Source organism: Bradyrhizobium sp. (assembly GCF_017881085.1).
GTDB lineage: Bacteria > Pseudomonadota > Alphaproteobacteria > Rhizobiales > Xanthobacteraceae > Bradyrhizobium.
The window spans coordinates 1-25,467 of the sequence record NZ_JADGRI010000036.1 but is presented as its reverse complement, the minus strand read 5'-3'; the positions used below and the strand labels follow the sequence as shown (position 1 = coordinate 25,467).

Annotated in this window: 25 protein-coding genes and 1 pseudogene; 13 read left to right on the top strand and 13 right to left on the bottom strand. The window is 63.5% G+C overall.

Features of this window, described 5'->3' with window-relative positions; genetic code table 11:
- Positions 1 to 962: amidohydrolase family protein (locus QZ213_RS05715; RefSeq protein ID WP_291685088.1), on the bottom strand; the 962-nt coding region annotated here is incomplete at its 3' end.
- A gap of 106 nt (positions 963 to 1,068) precedes the next feature.
- On the bottom strand, positions 1,069 to 2,094 hold the full coding sequence (locus QZ213_RS05710) for an MBL fold metallo-hydrolase (protein ID WP_291685087.1): 1,026 nt from the start codon (positions 2,092 to 2,094) through the stop codon (positions 1,069 to 1,071).
- Positions 2,095 to 2,228: 134 nt separating this feature from the next.
- Here QZ213_RS05710 and QZ213_RS05705 point away from each other — a divergent pair, with 134 nt between their 5' ends.
- The 8 genes from QZ213_RS05705 to QZ213_RS05670 all read left to right on the top strand — a co-directional run bounded on the left by QZ213_RS05705 (position 2,229) and on the right by QZ213_RS05670 (position 11,480).
- Positions 2,229 to 2,687: a YbhB/YbcL family Raf kinase inhibitor-like protein gene (locus tag QZ213_RS05705; RefSeq protein WP_291685086.1), complete on the top strand. Its 459-nt coding sequence runs from the start codon at positions 2,229 to 2,231 to the stop codon at positions 2,685 to 2,687.
- A gap of 76 nt (positions 2,688 to 2,763) precedes the next feature.
- On the top strand, positions 2,764 to 3,180 hold the full coding sequence (locus tag QZ213_RS05700; protein ID WP_291685085.1) for a universal stress protein: 417 nt from the start codon (positions 2,764 to 2,766) through the stop codon (positions 3,178 to 3,180).
- 283 nt (positions 3,181 to 3,463) lie between these two features.
- Positions 3,464 to 4,435 (top strand): ABC transporter permease, encoded by a 972-nt coding sequence (locus tag QZ213_RS05695; protein WP_291685084.1) that lies wholly within the window; start codon positions 3,464 to 3,466, stop codon positions 4,433 to 4,435.
- A 69-nt stretch (positions 4,436 to 4,504) separates the two neighbouring features.
- Complete coding sequence (locus QZ213_RS05690) at positions 4,505 to 5,533, top strand: sugar ABC transporter substrate-binding protein (protein ID WP_291685083.1); 1,029 nt, start codon at positions 4,505 to 4,507, stop codon at positions 5,531 to 5,533.
- A gap of 118 nt (positions 5,534 to 5,651) precedes the next feature.
- Positions 5,652 to 7,766, top strand: a complete 2,115-nt coding sequence (locus QZ213_RS05685; RefSeq protein WP_291685082.1) for an SMP-30/gluconolactonase/LRE family protein — start codon at positions 5,652 to 5,654, stop codon at positions 7,764 to 7,766.
- Positions 7,748 to 8,860: a hypothetical protein gene (locus tag QZ213_RS05680; RefSeq protein ID WP_291685081.1), complete on the top strand. Its 1,113-nt coding sequence runs from the start codon at positions 7,748 to 7,750 to the stop codon at positions 8,858 to 8,860. The genes QZ213_RS05685 and QZ213_RS05680 overlap by 19 nt, the downstream gene beginning before the upstream one ends.
- Positions 8,857 to 10,356: a sugar ABC transporter ATP-binding protein gene (locus QZ213_RS05675; RefSeq protein WP_291685080.1), complete on the top strand. Its 1,500-nt coding sequence runs from the start codon at positions 8,857 to 8,859 to the stop codon at positions 10,354 to 10,356. The genes QZ213_RS05680 and QZ213_RS05675 overlap by 4 nt, the downstream gene beginning before the upstream one ends.
- Before the next feature lie 212 nt (positions 10,357 to 10,568).
- Positions 10,569 to 11,480 carry a carboxylesterase family protein gene (locus tag QZ213_RS05670; protein ID WP_291685079.1) on the top strand — a complete coding sequence of 304 codons (912 nt, stop codon included), beginning with the start codon at positions 10,569 to 10,571 and terminating at the stop codon, positions 11,478 to 11,480.
- A gap of 2 nt (positions 11,481 to 11,482) precedes the next feature.
- On the opposite strand, the gene QZ213_RS05665 is transcribed toward QZ213_RS05670, so the two are convergent.
- The gene (locus QZ213_RS05665; protein WP_291685078.1) at positions 11,483 to 12,058 is read right to left on the bottom strand and encodes a TetR family transcriptional regulator; all 576 of its coding nucleotides are present in this window, start codon (positions 12,056 to 12,058) and stop codon (positions 11,483 to 11,485) included.
- Positions 12,059 to 12,193: 135 nt separating this feature from the next.
- Here QZ213_RS05665 and QZ213_RS05660 point away from each other — a divergent pair, with 135 nt between their 5' ends.
- A complete protein-coding gene (locus QZ213_RS05660; protein WP_291685077.1) occupies positions 12,194 to 13,681 on the top strand; it encodes an MATE family efflux transporter in 1,488 nt (495 codons plus the stop codon).
- Here QZ213_RS05660 and QZ213_RS05655 read toward each other — a convergent pair.
- Entirely contained in the window at positions 13,678 to 15,312 is a 1,635-nt protein-coding gene (locus QZ213_RS05655) for an acetolactate synthase large subunit (protein ID WP_291685076.1), read from the bottom strand. The genes QZ213_RS05660 and QZ213_RS05655 overlap by 4 nt on opposite strands.
- Positions 15,313 to 15,583: 271 nt before the next feature.
- Between QZ213_RS05655 and QZ213_RS05650 the strand changes: the two genes are divergently transcribed.
- The gene (locus QZ213_RS05650; protein ID WP_291685075.1) at positions 15,584 to 17,266 is read left to right on the top strand and encodes a DNA topoisomerase VI subunit B; all 1,683 of its coding nucleotides are present in this window, start codon (positions 15,584 to 15,586) and stop codon (positions 17,264 to 17,266) included.
- The gene (locus tag QZ213_RS05645; RefSeq protein WP_291685074.1) at positions 17,263 to 18,399 is read left to right on the top strand and encodes a DNA topoisomerase IV subunit A; all 1,137 of its coding nucleotides are present in this window, start codon (positions 17,263 to 17,265) and stop codon (positions 18,397 to 18,399) included. The genes QZ213_RS05650 and QZ213_RS05645 overlap by 4 nt, the downstream gene beginning before the upstream one ends.
- A gap of 242 nt (positions 18,400 to 18,641) precedes the next feature.
- Here the strand turns inward: QZ213_RS05645 and QZ213_RS05640 are convergent, their stop codons facing one another.
- Together QZ213_RS05640 and QZ213_RS05635 are read right to left on the bottom strand one after the other, a co-directional pair.
- Complete coding sequence (locus QZ213_RS05640) at positions 18,642 to 18,794, bottom strand: hypothetical protein (protein WP_291685089.1); 153 nt, start codon at positions 18,792 to 18,794, stop codon at positions 18,642 to 18,644.
- 14 nt (positions 18,795 to 18,808) lie between these two features.
- Positions 18,809 to 19,141, bottom strand: coding sequence for a hypothetical protein (locus QZ213_RS05635; protein WP_291685073.1), 333 nt, complete (start codon positions 19,139 to 19,141; stop codon positions 18,809 to 18,811).
- A 124-nt stretch (positions 19,142 to 19,265) separates the two neighbouring features.
- Between QZ213_RS05635 and QZ213_RS05630 the strand changes: the two genes are divergently transcribed.
- Complete coding sequence (locus tag QZ213_RS05630) at positions 19,266 to 19,487, top strand: hypothetical protein (RefSeq protein ID WP_291685072.1); 222 nt, start codon at positions 19,266 to 19,268, stop codon at positions 19,485 to 19,487.
- 122 nt (positions 19,488 to 19,609) lie between these two features.
- Here QZ213_RS05630 and QZ213_RS05625 read toward each other — a convergent pair whose 3' ends face one another.
- Positions 19,610 to 19,774: a hypothetical protein gene (locus QZ213_RS05625; RefSeq protein ID WP_291685071.1), complete on the bottom strand. Its 165-nt coding sequence runs from the start codon at positions 19,772 to 19,774 to the stop codon at positions 19,610 to 19,612.
- 292 nt (positions 19,775 to 20,066) lie between these two features.
- On the opposite strand from QZ213_RS05625, the gene QZ213_RS05620 reads away from it, so the two are divergent.
- Positions 20,067 to 20,405 (top strand): phasin family protein, encoded by a 339-nt coding sequence (locus tag QZ213_RS05620; protein WP_291685070.1) that lies wholly within the window; start codon positions 20,067 to 20,069, stop codon positions 20,403 to 20,405.
- A gap of 87 nt (positions 20,406 to 20,492) precedes the next feature.
- Here the strand turns inward: QZ213_RS05620 and QZ213_RS05615 are convergent, their stop codons facing one another.
- From QZ213_RS05615 to QZ213_RS05590, 6 genes and pseudogenes are all read right to left on the bottom strand, one after another.
- Entirely contained in the window at positions 20,493 to 20,876 is a 384-nt protein-coding gene (locus QZ213_RS05615; protein ID WP_291685069.1) for a cytochrome c family protein, read from the bottom strand.
- 93 nt (positions 20,877 to 20,969) lie between these two features.
- Positions 20,970 to 21,968, bottom strand: a pseudogene (locus QZ213_RS05610) (FAD:protein FMN transferase).
- 13 nt (positions 21,969 to 21,981) lie between these two features.
- On the bottom strand, positions 21,982 to 22,524 hold the full coding sequence (locus QZ213_RS05605) for a nitrous oxide reductase accessory protein NosL (RefSeq protein WP_291685068.1): 543 nt from the start codon (positions 22,522 to 22,524) through the stop codon (positions 21,982 to 21,984).
- Positions 22,521 to 23,348 (bottom strand): ABC transporter permease subunit, encoded by an 828-nt coding sequence (locus QZ213_RS05600; protein WP_291685067.1) that lies wholly within the window; start codon positions 23,346 to 23,348, stop codon positions 22,521 to 22,523. The genes QZ213_RS05605 and QZ213_RS05600 overlap by 4 nt, the downstream gene beginning before the upstream one ends.
- A complete protein-coding gene (locus QZ213_RS05595; protein WP_291685066.1) occupies positions 23,345 to 24,250 on the bottom strand; it encodes an ABC transporter ATP-binding protein in 906 nt (301 codons plus the stop codon). The genes QZ213_RS05600 and QZ213_RS05595 overlap by 4 nt, the downstream gene beginning before the upstream one ends.
- The coding region (locus QZ213_RS05590) for a nitrous oxide reductase family maturation protein NosD (protein ID WP_291685065.1) at positions 24,247 to 25,467 on the bottom strand (1,221 nt) is incomplete at its 5' end. The genes QZ213_RS05595 and QZ213_RS05590, both read right to left, overlap by 4 nt.

Below are 25,467 nucleotides of genomic sequence, written 5' to 3'. Positions count from 1 at the left end.
CCGTCGAATTGCCAGTGCGGATAGTCCGACGAAAACAGGAACATTCTGTCGGAGCCGATCATGTCGATGATGTCGGCGACGCCCTTGGCATCCGGCGGGCTGTCGAACGGCTGCGTGGTCAGGCGGATGTGGTCGCGCATAATGGCGGCGGGCTCGCGGTCGATCCAGGGGATTTCGACGCGCACGCCTCGCCAGGTCTTGTTGGCGCGCCACATGAAGGCCGGCAGCCAGCTGATGCCGGACTCCATCAGCACCACCTTGAGGCCGGGGAATTTCACGAATACGCCTTCGTAAATCAGGCTGAGCACCTGGGCCTGGAAGGCCTGCGCTTCGGCCAGATAATATTCGTAGCGATAGGACGGCCAGCCGACCGAACTCGGCGCCGCGCGATACTCGCTGCCGGCGTGAATGGCGATCGGCAATTTGTGTTTCTCGGCAACCTGCCAGACCGGCCAGAAATGCCGGCGGCCCAGGAGAGTCTCGCCCTGCGCCAGCACCAGCACCGAGACGAACCTGTTGTCGCCGGCACGGCGCTCGATTTCCTCGATCGCCAGATCCGGCGCCTGCAAGGGCACCACGATGGAGGCGCGCAGCCGGGAATCGCGCGAAAGCCATTCGGCCGCAATCCAGTCGTTGATCGCCTTGCAGAAGGCGGCGGCCATATAGGGGTCGTACACGGCCTGCGCGCCATAGAGCACGTTGCAGATCGCGTGGCTCGAGCCGAGCTGGTCGAACGCGCCGCGCTGGACCATCGCCAGATCGCTGCCGGGCTTGCCCTTGGCCGGCCGCCAGTCGGCGCGGCCGGAGAGCGGCATGTCGGGCGGATAGCTGGTGAGGTCGAGGCCGTCGATGGCCCGGCTCACCACCTGTTCCTTCCAGTGATCGTCGAGATAGGGCAACAGCGTCGTGCGCGTGCCGCCCACCGCGGGATGGATATCGCAGTCGATCCGCGTGGCGGCCATGCGCGTTTCCTCGATACCCTGCTAATTATCTTTCTTGGCGGCTCTTTACGGCCGCACGTGCAATGTGCCGCCGACGGCTCGCGAGCGCAAGGGTCCGCTGCCCGCGTCATGGATCCTTTTTCGTGCCCGGTCGCCCGGCAAATGCCGCCATGACCTCATTCTCCATTCGCTCGTCTTCGCCGGCATAACGGGGGGAGAAGTGGAACGGCTCGACCCGGCGCACGCCGGCCTGACGGGCGATCTGCCCGGCCGCCTCGGTGGTCAGATGGGCGCGCTCGGTCGCCAAGGCCACATCCGCTTTCGCAAACGCGGATTCGATAAAGAGCAGATCCGCTCCCTTGACCAATTCGACGATCGCCTTGCGATTATCAGCGGTATCGGCGACGTCGGTGACGTAACCGATCTTCTGGCCCGGCGTGACCGTCAATACCTCACGAAGCTTTCCGAGCGGCATGTCGTGCTGATCCGAGCTCATCGTGGAAGCGCGGATCCGGACGCGAAAATCATCCGGTCTGTTCTCGATCACCGCCCGCTTGAGATCGCTCAGCCAGGGCCCGACCGGAAGTCCCAATATTGCGAGCCGGGTCTTCCAGACATTCAAATGCGAGGGTTCCTCGATCGCGAATCCAAGGCATGGCGTGCGATGGTCCAACACCGCCGTCGAGACCCGGAAGGTCGGATCCTCGACGACGATGCCTCGGTCGATCCGGCCTGCGCCCATGGCTTCGGCGGCGAAGGCCGTCTTGAGCCGAAAGCGTACGGTTTGAGTGGCAAGCGAGGGGGCGATTTCCGTCACCACGAACGAGAGATCGCCGGGCTCGCGATCGACGAGATTCCAGCGATAAGCCCCCAGCTTGTGGTGGACCTGATCGACGAAACCCTCCGGGCCGTAAAGATGGATCTGCTTTTCCCGGCCGACCAGCACCCTCAACATCCGATCGAAGCCGAAAAAATGATCGATATGCGCGTGCGAGACGAACACGTGCTCGAGCCGCCGGATCTTCCGCGGCGACAGCAGCGAGATGTCGCCGATGTCGAACAGAATCGCCCGCTGCTCGAACAGCGTCTCGATATAGAGCGCCGGATCGCCGGTTCGCCCGTTGATGAGCGTGGGGTGCAATAGCGGACGCATGTCTTCCTTTAGCGCATCGTGGCGGCGGTCGCGATGGCGCCGGATCGCCGTTCGACCGGCCGTAGCGCGGCCTTGATCCGGATCAATCGAATCCATCCACAAATGAGACAGGCTTGCATATTTGGAGGTGGCCCATGCAGCTCAGCTCAAGCGGCTTTTCTGGCGGCTCGGCAATCCCGCGCCGTTACACCTGCGATGGCGAGGACCTCTCTCCTCCCCTAGACTGGAAAGCGGCCCCTCCGGCCACCCGCAGTTTCGTCCTGCTCTGCGACGACCCGGACGCGCCCGGCGGCACATGGCACCATTGGGCCGTCTATGACATCGCAGCCGAACAAAAAGGACTTGCCGAGGGCGCCGGCCACGGCAGCGGCGCGGCACGATTGAAGCAGGCAATCAATGACTTTCACCGGCCGGGCTATGGCGGCCCCTGCCCGCCCCATGGTCACGGACGCCATCGCTATCACTTTCGTCTGCTGGCGCTTTCGGTCGATCATTTGCCGCTTCCCGCCAAGCCCTCCTGCAGCGAGGTCGAGCGAGAGGCACGCCGGCATGTTGTCGCGGAAGCGACCCTCGTCGGGATTTATCAACGCTAGGTTCTCGGCACTCCTGCCGGGTTGGTATCGAACGAAAAATAAGCAACATCGGGCGGAACATCTCATGCGGCATATCATGGTGGCGACCGACGGCTCCAGCGGAGCGAAGCGCGCGATTGACGTCGCGGCCGGACTCGCCAGGGCGCTGGCGGGCGATCTCTTGATTGCGACCGTCGCGGACAGCCAACTGGAAGAGGAGGCGCAGCAGTTTGCGCGGGTCGAGGGAAATATCGGCGATGTATTGGAAGCGTTGGCGGCCAAAACCCTGAAGGACGCCGAAGCCCGCGCCCGGCATCTTGGCGTATCCCGGATCGAACTTCGGACGGGCTCGGGTGACGTTGCCCAATCATTGATCGATATCGCGGCGGGCAACTCGGTCGAGATGATCGTGTTGGGCCGGCGCGGCCGCGGCCAATTGGCTGGGCTGCTGCTCGGCAGCGTCTCGCAGAAGCTGGTGAGCCTGGCACCTTGCGCCGTCACCGTCGTTCCCTGAATGCAAACTCATCGGCGCCATCCTGACGGCCTCGCCGATCATCTTCCTCAACTTGACTACTTTCGCCGATCCTGACGGGGTGTCACACAACCCGGCTTCCGGCGCGTAAAGCGGCAATCCGGCGTCCGCCAATCTTTCCCGTTTCTCTGGGCGGAATATTTGCAAGGCCGTCCAGCGCGTTGACGAGAGCGCGACGTCGCGCCAGAGACCACCTGTGATCGCTTGCATTGGTTCCCAAAGCGCGCCAACATCGCCGGCAAAGAACAAAAGAAGAGACGTCGGGATGGGAATCAGGAGCCTCGGGCAACAGGGAATTGTATTTGCGGTCTTTGCGGTGTTGTTTGCCGTCTTCGCAGCTACCCTCCCCGGCTTTTTATCGACCTCGAACATGCTGACGCTGCTGCAGAACGTGGCGGTGCTCGGCATTCTCGGGCTGGCGATGGCGATTGTGGTGATCGGGCGCGGCATCGACATTTCGCTGATCGCAGCGCTGGCGGTGCCGCCGGGGCTGGTGCTGCAAATGGTCCAGGACGGCCATTCGCTGCCGGCCTCGCTGGCCGCAGCCTTTGTGTTGACCACCGTGTTCGGACTCGTCAACGGATGGCTGATCGCCTATGCCGAGGTGCCGTCGCTGTTCACGACGCTGGCCTCGGGATTGTTTCTCGCCGGGCTCGGCCAGGCGGCGCTGTTCAAGCTCGACGTGGTGCAGTGGAGCCCGGGGCTCGAGGGGTTCGAGAAACTCGGGCAGGGCAATCTGTTCGGCATCCCGATGCCGATCGTGATGTTCGCGCTGTTTTGTATCGCGGTCGCCTTCTTCCTGCGGCGGACGCGGCTCGGCGCCTACATCTACGCGATCGGCGACAATCCCAACGGCGCCCGGGTCACCGGCATTCCGACCCGGCCCATCATCGTGCTGCAATATGTGCTGGCGGCGCTGATCGGCTTCGGGGCCGGCCTGATCATGGCCGCCTCGGTCAACAGCATGCCGACGCGCATCTTCAATTCGACGCTGATCTACGACGTGATCCTGGTGGTCGTACTCGGCGGCATCGGATTGTCGGGCGGGCGCGGCGGCGTGCTCAACGTCGTCATCGGTACGCTCCTGATCGGCACCATGCTCAACGGCATGACCATCATGGACGTCTCATATTCCGGCCAGAACCTCGTCAAGGGCGTGGTGCTGCTGGCCGCGGTCATTGCGGATTCCTTCCTGAATCCGCGTAACGAGGAGACGGCCCAGCAAGGCGATATCTAGGGCACGATGCGAAGAGATCATGCTCAACATAGCGGGCTGACACATCAATCAATAAAAGGGAGGTACGACATGACACGATCTGGATCTGGAAGGACACTACTCAAGACCATGCTCTTCGGGCTCGGCCTGACCGCCGCGGCGGCCTCGCCCGTTCTGGCGCAGAAGGGCCTCGACGAGCCGTTTCAGGGCGCGTTCAAGGAAGCGCTTGCCGGCAAGACGGTCGCCTATGTGCCGGTGGCGATGAACTTCGATCTCACCGAAGGCTGGTTCGCCGGCGTCAAGAAGGAGCTCGAGCCCTACGGCGTCAAGGTGGTCGTGCGCGATCCGAACTGGAGCACCAATGCCGGCGCCCAGGCGGTGACGACACTGATCTCCGAAAAGCCCGCCGCGATCATCATCCATAATCCCGACGTGCAGACCTATGCCAAACTGCTGCAGCGCGCCGAGAACGAAGGCATCTACATCATCCAGATCAACATGGGCTCGAGCTATCGGTCTTCGGCCTTTGTCGGCGCCAACTGGATCGAGATCGGCGAACGCGACACCGAGGCCGTGGTCAATTTCTGCAAGGGCAAATCGAACAAGATCGCGATCGTGCAGGGCGCGCTTTCGGCCGCGGCGAGCGCCTACACCCTCAAGGGTGTCGAGAACGTGCTGGCCAAGAACCCCGATATCAAGGTTGTCTCCAGCCAGGCCGCCGATTGGGATGCCGCCAAGGCCAAGGCGATCACCCAGACCGTGCTGAAGCAGAATCCCGATCTGTGCGGCATCGTCGGCTTCTGGGACGGCATGGATATCGGCACCGCGGCCGCGGTGAAGGAAGCAGGCCTCACCGGCAAGGTGTGGGTCTCGACCTCGGGCGGCGGCGAGCGCCGGGGCGCATGCGACCTCGTCAAGTCCGGCGCATTCGACCTCGATCTCAGCTACGACGTTCCGACCCAGGCCGAGCAGATGGCCGGCATGATCAAGTGGCTGGTATCCTCCGGCGTCAAGCCGGGATCGGTGAAGGGATCGATGTACACGACGCTGATCCCGATCACCAAGGAGAATGCCGCAAGCGACACCGCCTGCTGGAATCTCAGCGACCTGAAGAAGTAGCAAGCGCGAGACCTGAGCGGCCGTGCATTTCGTACGGCCGCTCGTCTCAAAACCCTTCGTTTCCAGATAAACCTTGCGGCCGCACCGACCCAATTCCTCCTTCGATCCCGGAATACCAATGCAAGACGCGCTGCTTCGACTGCGATACCGCTACTGGCCGGATCATCTGCTCGGCGAAATCCTCTCCAAGCGCTGGACGGAAACCGCGATCCCGGTGATCGTGCTGCTGATCATCACCATTCTGCTGAGCCGCGCGATCCCCGGCTTTCTTTCGGTCGGCGGGCTCGCCGATACCGGCCGGCAGGCCGGCGAAATCGGTTTCATCGTGCTCGGCATGGCGCTCGTCGTCATCGTCGGCGGCATCGACCTTTCGGTCGGTTCGATGTTCGCGCTGTGCGACTTCTGCGCGCTGTTCTGCCTCAATGTGCTGAACTGGCCGGTTCCGGCGGTGATCGTTGCCACGCTGGCGTGCGGCGCGGCGCTCGGCGCCGTCAACGGCCTATTGATCGGTTACTTGCGGCTGCGCGCGTTCATCACCACGCTGATCACCCTCATCATCTACCGCTCCGCCTACGATCTGCTGCTGTTCGACTATTCGAACACCATCGCCGCCGCCTTCCCCGACTTCCCGTCCTGGAATTTTGTCGGCGGCGGCGTGGTGGCGGGCGTCCCGAGCGTGGTGCTGGTCTATATCGTGGTCGCGGTTTTCGGGCATGTTTTCCTGACCCGCCTGCGGCCGGGATGGCACGTCACCGCGATCGGCGGCTCGCGCCGCTCGGCCTATAATTCCGGCATTCCGGTGCGCCGCACGATCGCGCTGTGCTACACCGCAAGCGGCGTCCTGACCTCGATCGGCGCCTTGTTTTTCGCCGCCCGTCTCGGCACGGTTGGCGGCGACGTGGGCGTCGGCCTCGAGGTCACGGTCCTGACCGCGACCGTGCTCGGCGGCATCAGCCTCGGCGGCGGCAAGGGCTCGGTCGCAAAAGCGCTGGTCGGCACCCTGATCGTGCTGTTCGTGATCAACGGCCTGACCACGCTGTCGGTCTCGGGCGGCGTCAATCGCATGGTGCTGGCCGGCGTCCTTTTGGTCGCCGCAACCATCGATATCCGCTGGCTGAAGAACCGGACCCGCATCATCTCCAAGGTCTATGTCAGCCCGACCTATCATGGTCTCGCGCCGGCGGCCTCCACCGCGCCCGGCAGCGGCCCGTTCGCGCAGAACGACAGACTGCGCGACGTGACGCTGATCGGGCTCGGCCGCATCGAGGCGCCGGAAGACGTCATCCTCGACCGCAACGACAATCTTTATGCCGGCTCGCGCCATGGCGACATCATGCGCTTTCTGGCGCCGGACTATCAGGAGATGGAGGTGTTCGCCCATATCGGCGGACAGCCGCTGGGCATGGCGTTCGACCGCAAGGACAATCTCTATGTCTGCATCGGCGGCATGGGACTCTATCGCATCACGCCCGAGCGCAAGGTCGAGAAGGTCACCGATGAGACCAACCGCAGCCTTTATTCGGTCAACGACGACAGCCGGCTGCGGCTGGCGGACGATCTCGACATCGCCGATGACGGCCGCATCTTCTTTTCTGAAGCCACCATTCGCTACGAGATGGACGAGTGGCCGGTCGACGGACTGGAAGCGCGCGGTAACGGCCGCATCATCTGCTACGATCCGAACAACGGCACCACGCGCACCGTGCTGCGCGGCCTGAAATTCCCCAACGGCATCTGCATCGCCAGCGACGGCCAGTCGATCCTGTTCGCCGAAACGTTTGGCTGTTCGATCAAACGCTATTGGTTCGATGGCCCCAAAACAGGCAAGGTCGAGACGGTCATCGACAACCTGCCGGGCTATCCTGACAACATCAACCTCGCCTCGGACGGCAATTACTGGCTGGCGATGGTCGGCATGCGCAGCCCCGCGCTTGATCTGGCCTGGAAGATGCCGGGCTTCCGCAAGCGGATGGGCAAGCGGGTCCCGATCGACGAATGGCTGTTCCCCAACATCAACACCGGATGCGTCATCAAATTCAACGAGCGCGGCGAAGTTCTGGACTCGCTGTGGGACCTGCGCGGCGTCAACCATCCGATGATCACCTCGATGCGCGAGCACCGCGGCTATCTCTATCTCGGCGGTATCGCCAACAACCGGATCGGCCGCTACAAGCTCGAAGGCGCCGACCCCGGTTTCGTGCAGTACGACCGCCGTTGGGGGAAGAGCAAGTGATCGCGGCGCTGAAAAGCTTCACCGACCGCCTGCTGGGGCGGGGCGATGCGACCATCACGGTGCCGTCGTTCGACGGCGCGCTAAAGCCGAACCAGATCCTGGAAAACGCCGAGATCGTCGCGCAGTTCGACGCGCCCGAGGATCTCGCCACCGACGGCAAGGCACTCTACATCGCCGACGGCGCGGTGATTTTGCGCCTCGACGGCGCGGCCACCACCGAGGTCAGACGCTTCGACCGCCCCGTCACCGCGCTGTGCTGCCTGCCGGATGGCGGCATCGCGGTCGCGCTCGACGGGCGCGAGGTGCAGGTGTTCGCGACGCCTTCCGCACCGGCAGCCACCGTGACCTTTTCCGATTCCTCGATGCAAGCGATCAACGCGCTGGCGCCGGGACCGGGCAAGACCCTGATCGCGACCGACGGCTCGACCGCGCGGCCCTACCGGCAATGGGTGCACGATCTGATGGAACGCGGCCGCAGCGGGCGCGTGCTGGTGCTCGACCCTGCCAGCGGCAGCATTCGCACGCTTGCTTCCGGGCTGGCCTACGCGTTCGGCGCATGCGCCGGGGGCAACGACATCTTCGTCAGCGAAAGCTGGCGGCACCGGGTGATTGCGTTCGGCGCGGACGGGAGCCCGCGCACCGTACTGGAACATCTGCCGGTCTATCCGTCGCGGTTGTCGCCGGCGGCTTCCGACGGGTTCTGGCTGACCGCGTTCACCGCGCGCACCCAATTGGTCGAGTTCGTGCTGCGTGAAAATGCCTACCGGCGGCGCATGATGGCGGAAATCGATCCCGAATACTGGATCGCGCCGAAACTGAAATCCGGCCAGTCGTTTCTCGAGCCGATGCAGGGCGCGCACATCAAGACCATGGGCGTCGTAAAACCCTGGGCGCCGCCCCGCTCCTACGGCCTCGTCATCCGGCTCGATGCGGATGGCGTGCCGCGTTACGCGTTGCATTCCCGGGTCGACGGCGTCAACCATGGCATCGTGGCAGCCGTTGAAATGGATGGTGCGCTGTTCGCCATCGCCAAAGGGCCGGGCCGGCTGCTGCGCGTGCGGCTTGCCGGAATCGAGCAGGAGCTGCGCGGATGAGCGACGACATTATTCTTGCGCTTCGCAAGGCGACCAAGCTCTATGCCGGCGTTCCCGCCATCGAGAACGTCGATTTCGAGCTGCGGCGCGGCGAGATTCACGCGCTGGTCGGCGAAAACGGCGCCGGCAAATCGACCCTGACAAAAGTGATGGCCGGTGTCGTCGCCCTCACCTCCGGAAAGATGGAGGTTGACGGCGTCGAGGCGACGCCGCGCACGCCGCTGGAAGCGCGCCATCTCGGCATCGCCATGGTGTTCCAGGAGAACAGCCTGGTGCCGACCATGACGGTGGCGCAGAACCTGTTTTTGGGCCAGGAGAAATTCTACAACCGGCTGCGTGGCATCTACATCGCCGCGCAGCAATTCCTGCAATCGCTCAATTTCGACGTCACGCCCACGGCGACCGTCGGCCTGCTCGGCGCCGCCAAGAAGCAGATGGTCGAGATCGCGCGCGCCGTGCTGCACGAGGCCAAGGTCATCATCTTCGACGAGCCGACGGCCACGCTGACACCGGAGGAGAAGAAGTATTTCTTCGACCTCGTCCGCGATCTCAAGCGCCGCGGCGTGTCGATCGTATTCATCTCGCACGCGCTCGAGGAGGCGCTTGTTCTCGCCGACCGCATCACCATCCTGCGCGACGGCAAGCATGTCGTGACCGACGAGGCCGCCAAGTTCGACCGCGCGCGGATCGTGCAGGCCATGGTCGGGCGCGACCTGTCGAACACGCTCTATGGTTTGCGCAAGAACAGCGTGCGGCCCGCCGGCGCGCGGGTGCTGACCGTGCAGAACCTCAAGATGGCGCCGATGGTCAAGAACAACTCGCTGTCGGTGTTCGCCGGACAGATCACGGGCGTGTTCGGCCTGGTCGGCGCCGGCCGCACCGAGACCTTCAAGATCGTGGCCGGCGTGCTGAAGCGGGATTTCTTCCACGGCGGCGAAGTGATCCTGCACGGCAAGCCGGTGCGCTACCGCGTGCCGGCGCCGGCGGTGCGCGCCGGCATCGCCTATGTCACCGAAGACCGGAAGGTCGAAGGCTTCTTCGAGACCATGTCGGTAGCCCGCAACATCTATCTCGGGCTACTCGCAAAACTGCCGGGCGGCCGCTTCTTCCTGTCGCGGCGCGAGGCCGACGAGGTCGGCAAGACCTGGGTCGAACGGCTGAAGGTCCGCGCCACTGGCAACGACATCAAGGTCGTGGAACTCTCGGGCGGCAATCAGCAGAAGGTCGTCATCGCCAAGTCGCTGGTGCAGGAACCGGACCTGATCATTTTCGACGAACCAACCCGCGGCGTCGACGTCGGCGCCATCGTCGAGATCCACGAGCTGATCCAGCGGCTGGCCGACGAAGGCAAGGCGGTGGTGATGATCTCGTCCTATCTGCCCGAGATCATGGCGCTGTCCGACCGCATCCTGGTGTCGCGGCAGGGCAAGGTGGTCGAGGAATTTTCGGCGCTGGACGCGACCGAAGAGAAGATCATGTACGCGGCGGTGCACTGAGGGTAACGGCGCATTCCGTCGTCGCATGGTTCGAGACGCGCGGCGGCGCTGCGCTCCTCGCCATGCGGGTCCAAGTCCTCATCCGAACGTGCGTTTTGGCAAGATCGGCGAGGCCATCATGCCGTTAAATCGCCCAAACGCGGGTCGATCCTTGTTCCGCCGCAGCGCCGAGCCGGCACGAGATCTGCGGCGGCTTTCGTGCATGGTCTTTCATGACAAGATACCTCGTATTTCTGCTTTTGCTGATGGCGATCCCGAACGCATCGGTTCGCGGCGGGCTTGCCGTCGATGATTCCACGCCTTCGCCGTCCGCCCCCGCGCCGGACCCGACAAGATCATGCGAGCAGGTGTCGTTCACGCGAAACCTGAAATACGGCGAGAGCGAGCTGAACGCGCTCGACGTGGCGACCGGCGGCTCCGACCAGACATCATCCCCGCGTCCCGTCCTCTTGTTCGTGACCGGCGAAAGTTTCACCGGCGAAAACAGCAGCCCGGATGCCGCGGATCCCATGCAGGACGCGGCGATGTGCTTTGCCGCGCGCAACGGAATGATCGGCGTGAGAATGAACTACCGGCTGGCGCCGGCGAACCCATGGCCATCAGGCGCCCAGGATGTCGCGGCGGCCACTTCGTGGGTACACCAGAACATCGACCTGTTCGGAGGAAGCCGCGACGAGATCGTGGCCATCGGCTATTCCGTCGGCGCCTTTCACGTCGCGAGCCTGTTGGGCCACCCGGAATTCCAGGACAGCGATTCCAGCATCGCCGCCGCCGTGCTGGTGTCGGGCATCTACCATGCGAGCGCCGACGCCGGCGCGGCGGAGAAATCCTATTTCGGCGCCGACGCCAGCCAATACGACGCGCGATCGGCCTTTCCCGGCATCCTGAACATCCAGACGCCGCTGCTGCTCGCCTGGTCGGCGGTCGATCCCCCGCGCCTGGTCGCCGAAGGCGAAAAGCTCAAGCAATTGTTGTGCAACTCCGCGACCCATTGCCCGCACACGACCGTGCTCAGGGATCGCGCGAATCTCGCTTCCGTCTTTGGACTCGATCCATCAGGCGGAAGCCTGGCGCAGCCGACGCTCGAACTGGTGCGGGAAATCGAGGCAAGAGGCCTGCCCTGACCCTACGTTCCGGGCTGACCGGCAAGCGCGACAGCCTCGTCGGCGCCGCTCTGCAGGATCTCCCCGGACAGCCGCTTGTCGTTGACGGCGCGGGCCAGTTGCAGCGTGCCCACCATCAATGCGTAGATCGCAACCGCCTTGCGGCGCCGCTCGGCGTCGCTTAGCGCATCCACGCCGCCCGCGATCAGTTCGATGACATCGTTGACCTTGCCGGTGAACGCGTCGCGGGTCGCCTTGGGGTGCCGGGCAATTTCGGCGACCAGCGCCGAAGTGGGACAGCCCTTCCCCGGATTGTCGCGATGGTTTTGCGACAGGTAGTCGCGGATCGCGCCCGCGAGGCCGGTGCCGTTTTCCGCCGCCCTCGACAATTTAGTGCGGAAGCCGGCATGGGACAGCACTTCGCGGACCAGGTCCTCCTTGGAATCGAAATGCGCGTAGAACGCCCCGTTGGTGAGGCCGGCATCCGACATGATGCCGGCGAGCCCGACCGCGGCGACGCCCTGCTCGCGAAATTGCCGGGACGCCACCTCGATAATGCGCTGCCGGGTCAAGTCCTTGTGTCCCTTGTCGTACCGCATGGGCTGTTCCTTGCACGGGGCGGCTGGGGGCCGCCAGCCCCTATTGCATTATGGTCATAATAAGATATTATGATCATAATCTCACATCGATGCGGCGCTCGCAAGGGCCCTGCAAGCGGCCAAGGACCTAGACCGATGAGCCTGCAAACCTCCGCGCCATCTGGCGAAGCCTGGGCCGACGAACTGGAACCGGTTCCCCCGATCGGCGGCGGAGATGCCTCGGACAAGCCGGCCGCGATCGCAAGGCCCTCCGGCTCACCGGCCAGGGCGATTGAGGCGCGCTCCACCATTCTGACCGGACCCGTGCTGCCGACCTTGCTGCGGCTGGCGCTGCCGACGATGACCGTACTGATCGCCCAGACCGCGGTGAACGTCGCCGAGGCCTATTATGTCGGCTATCTCGGCACCGATGCGCTGGCCGGCGTGGCGCTGGTGTTTCCGGTGTTCATGCTGATGACGATGATGTCGAACGGCGGGCTGGGCAGCGGCGTCGCGTCCGCGGTGGCGCGCGCCACCGGCGCCGGCCGCAAGGACGACGCGGATGCGCTGGTTCTGCATGCGATGGTGCTAGCTGTCATCGTGGGAGCGATCTTCACCATCGGCACCCATTGGGGCGGCCCGGTGCTGTACCGGACCCTCGGCGGCCGCGCCGGCGCGCTCGATGCCGCGGTAAAATATTCCAACTATCTGTTTGCGGGCGCGATCCCGGTGTGGATCGTCAATTTCCAGGCGGCGGCGCTGCGCGGCTCGGGCAATGTCCGGGTGCCGGCGATGGTGACGCTGGTCGGCGCCATGGTGCTGATTCCCTGTTCGCCGCTGCTGATTTTCGGCTTCGGACCGGTGCCAAAACTCGGCATTGCCGGCGCCGGAATTGCGTTTGCGCTCTATTATGTCGCGGCCATGCTGGTGCTGCTGCGCTACATGACGACGGGCCGCTCCGGCCTGACCCTAAAACTCGTCCCGCTTCAAGGCCGGCTGTTCAAGGACATTTTGAAGGTCGGTCTGCCGACGGCGATCAGCACGACGCTGACCAATTTGACCGTGATCCTGGTGACCGGCGCGGTCGGGCTGTTCGGCACCCATGCGCTGGCCGCCTACGGCATCGCCTCGCGGCTCGACTACGTCATGATCCCGATCCTGTTCGGGCTCTGCACCGCTGTCCTGACCATGGTCGGCGTCAACATGGGCGCCGGTCAGGTCGCCCGCGCCAGGAAAATCGCCTGGACCTCCAGCTTTGTCGGCGCCGGCGTCGCCGGCACGATCGGCGTGATCGTGGCGATCTTCCCGATGCTGTGGCTGCACCTGTTCAGCCATGACCCGCAAGTGCTTGGTCCCGGCGCCGTTTATCTTCGGATCGTGGCGCCGTCCTACGCCGCCCTGGGCTTCGGCTTCGTGATCGCGTTCGCCGCGCAAGGCGCCGGCCACGTGCTGTGGCCGTTCGTCGGCGCGGTCTCGCGGCTGGTGCTCGCCGCCGGCGGCGGCTGGCTCGCCGTCAGCTATTTCGGCGGCGGCATGGCCACCATCGCTGCCATGGTCTGCGCCTCGCTGGTCTCCTACGCGCTGATCTGCCTGATCGTGATGGCTTCGGCATCGGTCTGGAGCACCAAGAAAGCAAGACTCTAGTCCTGCATGTGCCGGAGTTCGTCGACCAGCACGCGGACGTTCTCGCTGTAGTCGATGGGAACGATGACGAGCTGCAGCCCGCCTTCGGAAAAGGCCTGCTCCAGCGCCGGAACCAACCCCGACGCCGTTGTGACCCGCCGGCCTTTCGCGCCGTAGGCGGCGGCATAAGCGACAAAGTCGGGATTGCCGAAGCTCAGGCCGAAATCCGGAAAGCCGTCGACGGCCTGCTTCCAGCGGATCATGCCGTAGGCGTGGTCCTCGATGATCAGAACCACGAGGTTGAGATTCATCCGCCGTGCCGTTTCAAGCTCCTGGCTGTTCATCATGAAGCCGCCGTCGCCGGCCACCACCAGCACGCGTCGCTTCGGATAAAGCAGCGCCGCCATCATCCCGGAGGGCAGGCCTGCGCCCATCGTCGCCAGCGCATTGTCCAAGAGCAGCGTGTTGGCGACATCGGTGCGGTAATTGCGCGCGAACCAGATCTTGTACATCCCGTTGTCGAGCGCGACGATTCCGTCGGGCGGCATCACCTGCCGGACGTCGTGCACGATGCGCTGAGGCGTCAGGGGGAAGCGATCCTCTTCCGCGCGATCGGTGATGTGAGACAGGATCTCCATGCGCAGGGCGACCCAGTCGGAGCTCATCGCGAGCTTGCCTTCGAGCCGGGCGCCGAGCAGCTCGAGGCCCTTGGCGATGTCGCCGATGACTTCGGCTTGCGGAAAATACACCTCTTCGACGGTCGCGGACACGAACCCGATATGAATGACGCGGTGTCTGCCGCGCGCCATCAGGAACGGCGGCTTCTCGATCGTGTCGTGCCCGATCGTCACGATGAGATCGGCGCGGTCGATCGCCTGGTGGACGTAATCGCGTTCGCTCAAGGCCGCGGTGCCGAGATAGAAATCCGACGCGCCGCCGACGGCGCCCTTGCCCATCTGGGTATTGAAGAAGGGGATGCGGACACGGCGGACGAAATCGGACAGCGCCGGCGCCAACTGCGGGCGGCTGGCGCCGGCGCCGAACATCAAGAGCGGACATTTCGCGGCCAGGATCAGGTCGGCCGCGCGCGCGATCGCTTCCCCCGAGGGAACCGGCAGCTCCGCGGCATGGGCCGGCACCAGCGCGACATCGCCCGCCTCTTCCGCGGCCACGTCCTCGGGCAGTTCGAGATGCACCGGGCCGGGACGCTCTTGGGTGGCGATACGAAACGCATTCCGCACCAGGGTCGGGATGCTCGACGCGCTCACGATCTGTTGCGACTGTTTGGTCAGCGGGCGCATCGCTGCGACAATATCGACGATCTGGAAATGCGCCTGCCGGCTTTGACGAATGGCCTTCTGGCCGGTGATCAAGACCATCGGCATGCCGCCGAGAAAGCCGTAGGCAGCACCCGTGACGAGGTTGAGCGCGCCGGGACCGAGCGTGGTGAGCGCGACGCCCGGTCTTCCCGTTAGCCGTCCATAGGTGGCGGCGAGGAAGGCGGCCGGCTGCTCATGGCGGGTCACCACCAGTTCAATGGAGGAGCGCCGCAGGCTTTCGACGACATCGAGGTTCTCCTCCCCGGGCACCCCGAAGATTCGATCGACGCCCTCGTTCTCGAGCGCCGCGACGAGAAGATCCGATCCCTTCATGTTCGGTCTCCGCTTTGGATACAGAAGCCCCAAGAAGTTCCGCATCCCCCCGCACCTGCGAAGTTTCGCTGTTCAAGCGGGAATTGCAAGCCGCGGCTCCCGGGCAAGATGACCGCGATGCGGTCATTGCGAAATGCCCGTTCGGTGGCTCCTCCTTCGACACCTCTGAATTTGATCCTGGTCAAGCGATGCCGAAGGTACGCAGCCTATAAAACATAAGCTACTTCATGGACGTCTGAGGGATGCACCCCGCAAGGTGCAGTTTTGCAACGTGTCTGACAGGCAATCCCTACCCGCCACCGCTTCGGAAATGGCGAGCCGCCAGCGCGAAATCTCCGTCTCCGAATTCTTCCTCAAGAATCGTCATCTGCTCGGTTTCGATACCCCGGCCAAGGCCCTGGTCACCGCCGTGAAGGAAGCGGTCGACAATGCGCTCGATGCCTGCGAGGAAGCCGGCATCCTCCCCGAGATCAGCGTCGAGGTCAGCGACCGTTCCGGCAAATCGCGGGTCATCGTGGAGGATAACGGCCCGGGAATTGTCGAGGGCCAGATCGCGCGCATTTTCGGCAAGCTGCTGTATGGTTCGAAATTCCACAAGCTCAGCCAGTCACGTGGCCAGCAAGGGATGGGGATCTCGGCCGCAGGGATGTACGGGCAGCTCACCGTCGGCAAGCCGCTGCACATCATCAGCCGCGTCAACGGCGAGAAGCTTGCCTCCGAAATGCATGTCTCGATCGATACCGCCAGGAACCAGCCGGACATCCACCGCAAGAAACAACTGAAATGGGACCGTCCCCACGGCACCCGGGTCGAGATGGAGATGGAGGGCCACTATCAGAAGGGGCCGCATTCGGTGGAGGTCTATCTGAAGCAGACGGCCATCGCCAATCCGCACCTTTCCATCACTTACAAGGACCCACAGGGACAGGAACTACATTTCGTCCGCAGCACCAAGAAGCTTCCGCCGCGGCCGGCGGAGATAAAGCCCCATCCCTACGGCATTGAGCTCGGCCGGCTGATCCAGATGCTGAACAACACCAAGAGCCGCACCCTGCTGGGGTTTCTGGTCGACGAGTTTTCCTGCGTCGGGAGGAAGACGGCGTTGAAGATCATCGAAATCGCCGGCACGCATTCCGACCGGAAATTGAGCGACCGCTCGCATCCCAGACACATCGCGCACGTACAGGCGGCCGCCCTGCACAAGGCCATCCAGAAAACCCGCATCATGGCGCCGCGGACGGACTGCATCGTCCCGATCGGCGAGAAGCAGCTGCTGGACGGCCTGCACAAGGAGCTGGAGGCGGATTTCTTTACCGTCACCACGCGGCCGGCCGCCGCCTACCGCGGCAACCCGTTCCAGGTGGAAGTCGCAATCGCCTACGGCCGTCCCGGCGGGGCCGGCGTCGAAGTCGATGCGACCGGGCACCTGCGCAAGAAGCAAGCCGAGGAGCCGCCTGCCGCCGAAAACCTGATCGCGCAAAAAGACGAGCCGGTTCGCCTGCTGCGGTTTGCGAACCGGGTACCGCTGCTCTACCAGCAGGCCAGCTGCGCGATCACCAAGGCTGTCACCCAGACCAACTGGCGGGGCTACGGCCTGCACCAGCCAAAAGGCTCCTTGCCGGTCGCACCGATGGCGATCCTTGTCCATGTCGCGTCCGTTTGGGTGCCTTATACGTCGGAGTCCAAGGAGGCCATCGAGCCTTATCCGGAAATCCTGAAAGAGATCAAACTGGGGCTGCAGGAGTGCGCCCGCCGCCTCGCGCATCATCTGCGCCACCAGACGCAACTGCACCAGGAATATGACCGGCGAACCTATATCGAGAAATATCTGCCGCATATCGGCGCCGCGCTGCAGGACATCCTCGCGCTCAGCAATGCCGAGCGCGACTCCACGGTGAGGAAACTCGACGACGTGCTCCATATCAGCCGCACGACGCAAAGGGCCGAGCCATGAAGAAATCCGGCGCCGACGCGACGCGCAGCGATCTCGACGACAAGACCATCGCGCTGATCGAGCAGGTTGCCGCCGAGGTGCGCGCCAGCATCGAGGGCGGCAGGCTGCCCGACATCAAGCTTCCGGTCCGCAGCCTGGACAATGTGACCTATGACGAAACGAAGGGCTATTTCGAACTTGGCGATGCGCGCAAGGTGCGCTCGCTGACGGTGAGCACCGCGCGTTCGTTCGCACAGACCCTGCGCTTGATGGCGACCTCGCGCTCAATGGTCGAGCATGACGACTTCGCCACCAAGCGCGAGGTCTATTACATCAGCAAGAACTGGGGCGACTGCCGCTTCGACGAGCAGGCCGAATCGGATGCCATCATGGATGACATCGAGGCGATGGCATCGATGCACGGGCTGTCGCGGGAACAGCTGCGCTTCTACCCGGAATCCCATGGCGGATCGGTCGCGGGCCGCCTCACCGTGGTCGACCGCAACACCGCGACCGGAGCGACGATCGAGATCGACTGCACCAATCTGGGCAGCGGGGCCTACAGCATCCCGCGCTCGGTCGAGCATCTGACATTCCGCACCGATGCCCGCTTCGTGCTCGCGATCGAAACCGGCGGCATGTTCCAGCGCCTCAACAACCACCGGTTCTGGGAGACCGCGCGCTGCATCATCGTCGAGATGGGTGGCGTCCCGACCCGCGCCACGCGGCGCTTCATCCGCCTGCTTTCCGACAAGCAGAACCTGCCGGTGTACTGTTTCGTCGATTGCGACCCCTACGGCTTTACCAATATCTACCGCACGCTCAAGGTCGGCTCCGGCAATGCGGCCCACATCAACCGTTTCCTGTGCGTGCCGCGGGCGCGTTTCCTCGGCGTCACGCCGCAGGATATCATCGACTTCGGTCTTGCGGACGCGACCCACAAACTGGAAACGACCGACATCAAGCGCGCCCAGGACGCATTGCAGAACGATCCCTTCATCAAGGCCCATCCCGAGTGGATCGCCGCCATCAAGCAATTGCTCGACATGGGTGTTCGCGCCGAGCAGCAGGCACTGGCCAAATGGGGCCTCAACTACGTGATCGACGAATATTTGCCGAAGAAGCTCGCCAATCCGAACGGCTTCCTGCCCTAGGGGCGGCCAGCGAAACTTTCCCTGTCCAAGGGAGACTTCCGCATCGGCGCAAATCCACGAAGGCGGCCGCCGACTACGGCTTTCACGTAGCGGTGATGTCGAGGGGAAACCAAGTCTTCGGCGCCGGGCACGCAGAAAGCAGCCGGCGCGCTGGTCGAAGCCCGGGTGAAAACCGGAACGACCTGCCCGGCCAGGTGATGGTGCTTGAAACCTGATACCCTGGGATGATTGGACCGGCGCTTCTACCAGATTTGGAAGAACGCGTACCAGAGTGCGCCAACGATCAATACAGCCAGGCCGGCGCTGATCGAAAGCAGCGCCGCCAGCACTGACGGGCCGGGTTCGGCCCGGCGCACTTCGGCCGGTGCTTCGATAATGATGCCGTCCTTCCTCATGATCATGACCCTCGCTAGATTTTCGGTGCCAGATCAGCGCGATCGAAGACGGGCGTCTTTTCAATATCTCCGCGCCCGGTGCCGGAAGGTGTATCCTCGGCGGAGCGCCGCATTGCCTCCGTAGCGGCGTCCAGCCCATCCTCGGTTTCGTTGGCCTGACTACCGGCGTCGTGGGGCCGGGCGGGAATCCGTTCGCCAGTTTCGGTCGTAACGGGGGCGCGATGGCTGTGCGTCATTTTGGTCTCCTTGAATAGACCAAGCAGCCCGGTCGCGTTCCGTTCCTTCCGTGCCGGCACGGCCGACAGCGGGAGGCGACAATCAACGCCGGTACGGTCAAAACGGCTCACTCACTCCTGAACGGGTCACAGCCAACATGCGTCCATGGAACCTTTTCGTCCTACCAGGCATTCGTTCACTGCAGCATTTCGCTGTGGAGAGACAGCCGCAATGTTTGGCCCATTTTATTCCGCCATGTCCCTGGCACTGGAGTCAGGCAACGTCATTGGTCTTCGAATGATGAAGATGATGTCAGGCGGCAGCGGCTCGCAGGACGAGGCGCATTTGATGGTGACCGAAAAGGTGCACGCCATGTTCGAGGCCGGTGCAAGCCTTTTGGCCGGCGGCACGGCGAGCAGCGTGGTCGATCGGTATCGAGAACACGTCGCCGCCAACGCGGAACGACTGTCACGCTGAGTCCTGGCGAGCGCGGTTGGAAAACCCGGGCGCGATGGAATACGCCGAAGCGGCGGGCGGCATTGAAGCGCAAGAGAATGCGCAAAGAGAAAACGGCCCGCCAGGCGGGCCGTTTCTGTTAGTTATGTATCGCTATTGCTCGTTTGGTCGAGCGGCTCCTTGGGATTTCGATTGCCCTTGTCGGGAGCCTGGCTCTGCTGGCCCGGTTTTTGGCCACCGCCTTGCTGCTGACCGGGTTTCTGGCCCGGCGTTTGATTCTGCTGGCCGGGCTGGTTTTGGTTCGTCATGTTGTTTCCTTTCATGGGAACATCACGACAACGGCCCAGAGTCGGCGCCGTTCCGATAAAACAAAAGCGGTAATCCGCATTGCCGCCAACATATACCGTTCAACCCGACATATTCGCGTTTGCGTCCCTCATTGACCGGTTGCGCCTCCGTGACGGCATCCATCTGAGTTCCGATATCATTCTACGAACACACAATGACCGCCCAACGAACAAGCGGGAACTGCTGTTTCGGCGCAACCATCGGCGACGCGCACCATTGGTGCGCTGTCAAACAAACAAGAGAGACCCGAAAATGGCGAATGAAAACCAGAACAGCTCGAAAAAGAACTTCGCACAACAACAGAACAGCGAACAACCGCTCGATACAGGGACGGCGTCAACCAACAGCTTCCCGGGAGGCTTTCAGGCGATCGCCACTGCCTACGGCGACTACACGAAGAAGTCGTTTGAAGACGCAAAATCCTTCGTTGAGAAGCTGTCAAGCGTGAGGTCGCTCGACAAGGCGATTGAAGTGCAAACCGAATTCGCGAAGACGGCTTACGAGACGTTTGTGACCGAGTCGAAGAAGATTGCCGCATTGTATGGCGACCTTGCCAAGCAATCCCATAATCCCTTCAGCCTTGGGCGGTAATGCAGACGCTCTTCCTCACTCACCGAAAAGGGCAGTGAGGGGACTTGCGAGCAAAGTGCCAAGGGCCGGCGCGCCGGCCCAAAGCGCTTACTTCTTTTTCCCGTCGGCATCGAACTGCTTGAGGAAGGCGACCAGGTCGTTGGTCTTTTGCTCGTCCTTCAGTCCGGCATAGATCATCTTGGTGCCCGGCACTTTCGCTTTCGGGTCCTTGATGTATTCGCGGAAGGTCGCCTCATCCCAGGTGATGCCCGAATTCTTGTTCGCATCCGAATAGGAATAGCCGGCAACACTGCCTGCCTTGCGGCCAATCACGCCGTTGAGGACCGGTCCAACCGCATTTTTCGCGCCCTCGCCGATCTGATGGCACATCTTGCAGACGCCAAAAACCTTCTCGCCCGCCGCGGCATCCTGCGCCCTGACTTCACCGGCGCCTGCGACCGCCAGCAGTACAACCAAAACTAGTCTTCGCATCCTGTGCTCCTGTGTTGGCCCCTTTTGGGAGCAGCAACTTTCATCTTGTTGGGGAAATCGGCCGATCCGACCGGCTGGCGGGCAGATCGCATCTCAAGCATTACAAACGATCAAAGTTCCATCTGCTTCGACGATGCGCGCCTGCACCTTCGGCCGGACGGCCACGATGTCCCGGATCCGCGGCAACGGCATCAGGCTGAACGCGGTCGAAAGCGCATCCGCTTCGGTGGCCGTTGGCGCGATGACGCTCACCGTGCTGTAGAGCGACGGGCTGCGGCCTGTCGCCGGATCGAACAGATGCGTAAACCGGCCCTTGGAGTCGAAACGGAATCCGGCGCCAGCCGAAGTCGCGACCGCGCGATCGACGAGGTCAATGGTTTCGGTGAGCGCGCCGGGCCTGTCGGGATCGGCGAGGCCCACCCGCCACGGCGTACCCTCCGGTCTCGTTCCGATCGCCCGTATCTCGCCCATATTGACCAGCGTCGTCGACAGGCCCGCCTTGCGTAGCCGCTCGACCGCGCGGTCCGTGGCGTAGCCCTGCGCGATGCCGTTCAGCGTGATGGCCGCGCCGCGCCTGATCAGGGCGACCCGGTCCTCGCTCACCAGCAGGCCGCTGCGCCCCACTTTGCTCAGCGCTTCAGCCAGCTTCTGCGGCGACGGCCCTTCCGGATCTGGCTTCTCTGAAGAAAAGTGATCCGCATAAAGCTGCCACAGCGGCTGCACCGTTGGATCGAAGGCGCCGTCCGTCAGACCGGCAAAATGCAGCGAAGCTTTCAGCAGCGTCACCATGTCGGCGTCTGGCGAAACAAGAATACCGGAGGGGTTGTGGGCGGAGATCGCCGAGTGGGCTCGGTACAGACTGAATTGCAGCTCCACCCGCCGCACGTCCACGACTCACTGATCGACAAGACGATCGGCCTCGGCCCGGTCGGGATGGTGGATCTCGATCGAGACTTGCGCTCCGAGTGCCGAACCGTGCCACCGCACGGCTTCGCCCGCCCGAGCCGTCCGGCCACTGGTCAGAAATGCCGATCCGGCTGCCGTCGCCGCAATGGCGATCATGCGTCGGCGCGTGATAGTGCGAGTGAGCATCGGCCGGTCCTCGTCAGTTGAGCCGCACATCGGAACGTTCGCTCTGGTCGCCGGCAGTGTCGCTGCCCAGTACATAGGCGCCCGGAATTTGCGTGAACGTCACGACCTTGCCGCCATTCGCCGCAGCGAAGCCATCGGCGGCGTCGCGATTGCCGAACGGCACAGCTTCCGCCGCGCCCATTCCGCCCTGCTTGCGGCTTTCGATCACGAAGAACGCCTTGCGCGCGTCGATCCAGTTGGTCGCGCCGGGATCTTCCCAGCTCGATGCCTGCGCCATGTCCGAGACATAGATCGCGCGGATGTCGCGGGGCTGATCGGGCATCAAGGTGAACGCCACGGTGTCGCGCACCGATGTGAACCAGAACGGATCGATCCGGCTCGCCGTGATGATCTGACCTTTCGGTCCGGGATGTTCGAGCAGGTTCATGCCGCAGAACACCCCCATCGCGTCGCTGTTGAGGGCGACCGGCGGCGGCGCGACCGAATTGGCCGCGTCCTGGTTGCATCCGGTCAGGAAGAAGATGGCGATGAAAGCGCAGACGATCCGCAAGTTCATAATTCCCTCCGCGCAAAGAACACCGTCGCAAGCCCGAGCGGTGCGGCGATCCAGACCAGCAAGCCCGCCAGCAGCGCGCCGATCCCCAGGCTTGCTGTCCCGGCCAGCCCGGCCATCCCCGAAAACTGGCTGACGTTGAACCCGGTCAGATTGGTCAGCCGATACAGATCGGTCGGATTGAGAAACAGCAGTGCCTCGAGGACGGGCGCCGAGACGATGCGCCCCTGATCGACCACGAGGATGCCGAGCAGAGCCATATCGAACACCAGCACCATCAGCAACCAAACGCCCACCGAAAGACCCGCGGCGGTGCCGCGGTCGCGCACAAGGCTGCTGATCAGATATCCGATCGCGACAAAGACCGCGCCGAGCAGGATCGATGTCCCGAGCATGGAGGCGAAGGCGTACCAGCTTGCCGCCAGCACCGAGGCGCCGGTGATGGCAAGCGCCGCCGCCGCGGCGCCGTAGCCGATGACGGTGGCGAAGGCGAGGATCAGAACATGCCCGCAGAATTTTCCGAGGATCACCTGATGGCGGCCGACGGGATAGCTGAGCAGCAGGATCATCGTGCCCCGCTCCATCTCGCCGACCACGGCGTCGTGCGAAATCAACAGCGCAATCAGCGGCAGCAGAAAGATCGTGAGACTGGACAGGCTGACGACGACCACATCGAGCGCACCGGCGCCGACATTGCCGGTCGGTGCGCTGCCGAGGAAGGTCAGGGATAGCGCCAGCGCGGCCAGCAGCAGCGTGGTGGCCAGAACCCAGCGGTTACGCAAACCTTCCTGGATCTCCTTGGCCGCGATGATGATGATGGTCCTCACGCCGCATTCTCCTGCAGGAAATGAGCATAGAGATCGTCGAGCGTCGGCGAGGCGATTTCGATGTTCCTGACGCGCGGATCACTGGCCGCGACCCGCAACAGCTCCATCTTGCGCGCTTCATCGGGCACCAGCACGACCCGACCGTGCGGGGTCGCGACGGACTCGCCGTTCATCCAGGCAGACGGAACGTCATCGGCGCCGGGTACGAGATCGAGCGAGACCCTGATCGGCAGTTGCGAAATCGAGCGCAATTCCGCCAGCGTGCCTTGCGCGACAAGAACGCCCCGATTCATGATGAGCACGTGCTCGGCGCGGCCCTCGAGTTCGTTGAGGGCGTGCGACGAGATCAGGACGGTGGCGCCGTCGTCCCGCAGTTCGTTCAGGATTTCGTAGAATGTCTGCCGCAGCGCAGGGTCGAGCCCCGTCGTCGGTTCGTCCAGCAACAGCACCCGCGGCCGCCCCAGAAGGGCCTGAGCCAGACCCAGGCGTTGCCGCATGCCCTTGGAGTAGGTTCCGACCCTGCGATCGGCGGCATCCGTCAGACCGACGCGGTCGAGCAGCGGCCATGCCGACGCGGGTTTGATCTGCTTCAGCCGCGCGTAGAACGCCAGCGTTTCGCGCCCGGTCAGGGCGGCGTTGAAGGCGACATTCTCAGGCAAATATCCGAGCTGCCGGCGCGCCGAAAATTCGCCGGCCGCCGGATCCTCGTTCAGAACACTGACCTCGCCGCGGTCGGCGCGGATCAGTCCCAGCATCAATTTGATCAGCGTGGTCTTGCCGGCGCCGTTGTGGCCGACCAGGGCACTGAGCCGTCCCGGACCGAGGTCGAACGAAACGTTGCGCAACGCCCGCACCGGGCCGTAGCTTTTTTCCACGCCGTTCACGGATACGCTAACGCTCATCTCAGGCTCCGGCTGGCTGACGGTCGCGGCGGCGGCGCGATCAAAGGATGAGTATCGACCACCCCGCCGGGGTAAAGCGCCGGAAACTGGGCCTGGGCCCAGCGCAGCACCTGCACCGCCGGACTGTTGATCAGGACTTTCGCCGCCGGCGCGGTCCACAGCACCCGATCGACCAGATCGTTGGGGCGATAGGCGGTGTCGGCGATACCGTCACCATTGAGATCGAATGCCGGATTGTCGCTCCAGTAGTTGCCGCGACCGCCCTTCGACCAGTCGAGGTCGCGCGTGCCGACATATTTCACCTGATTGCGATTGCCGACGAACGCATTGCCGGTGATCTCGTTGCCTTCCGAGCCGGCCGTGAAGTGAACCCCGATCCCGCAATGTTCGAACCAGTTGTTCCGGATCCGGTTGTGGTTGGTGTTATAGATGAAGACGCATTTTTCCGGCCCGGAGTGCTGCTCCTGGGCGGGCTTCGCATCCGGCAACATGCCGCGCTCTTCGTCGGGACCCTCGTCGCGGCTGCTCGCAATATTATCGAGCGAACCACCAGCCACCAGATTGCCGTCGATCTCGGAATAATTGGCGTAGTTGAACAGAATGCCGTAGTCGCGGTCGCGGTCCGAGATATTGTCGCGAATCACCAGCCGGGTCGAATACATGATGGCGTAACCGACATGGTTGCCGACGGAAACGTTGCCGCTCACTTCGCTGTCGTTGGTGTACATGTAATGGACCGCAAACCGCACGTGCTCGAAGCGGTTGTTGATGAAGCGATCCTTGCGGCTGGAAATCGTGAAAATGCCGTCGCGCCCGTAGCGGAAGATATTGTCGGCGATGGTGACATCGGGCGCATTCCACAACGACACGCCGTTGCCCGTCTCGTTGCGGCGCCCGCCGCGCACGCCTTCGACGATGTTGTGCTCGACCCGCGAACCGGCAGCGCCGTGGACATAGATGCCGAACAGGTTGGCTTCGAAACGGTTGTTCTCGACCACCGCGCGCTCCGCGGTCTTTTCGAGGAAAATTCCCGAATCCATGGTTTGCAGATCGTGGCCCGATCCCCGGATGGTCAATCCGCGGATCGTGACGTCGGGAGAAGTCACCGTGACAACATTGCCGGCGCCGTCGCCGACAAGCACCGCACCTGGTCGTCCGGCCAGCACGAGCCGACGATCGATCCTGATCGCGCCCTTGTACTCACCGGGGGCAAGCTC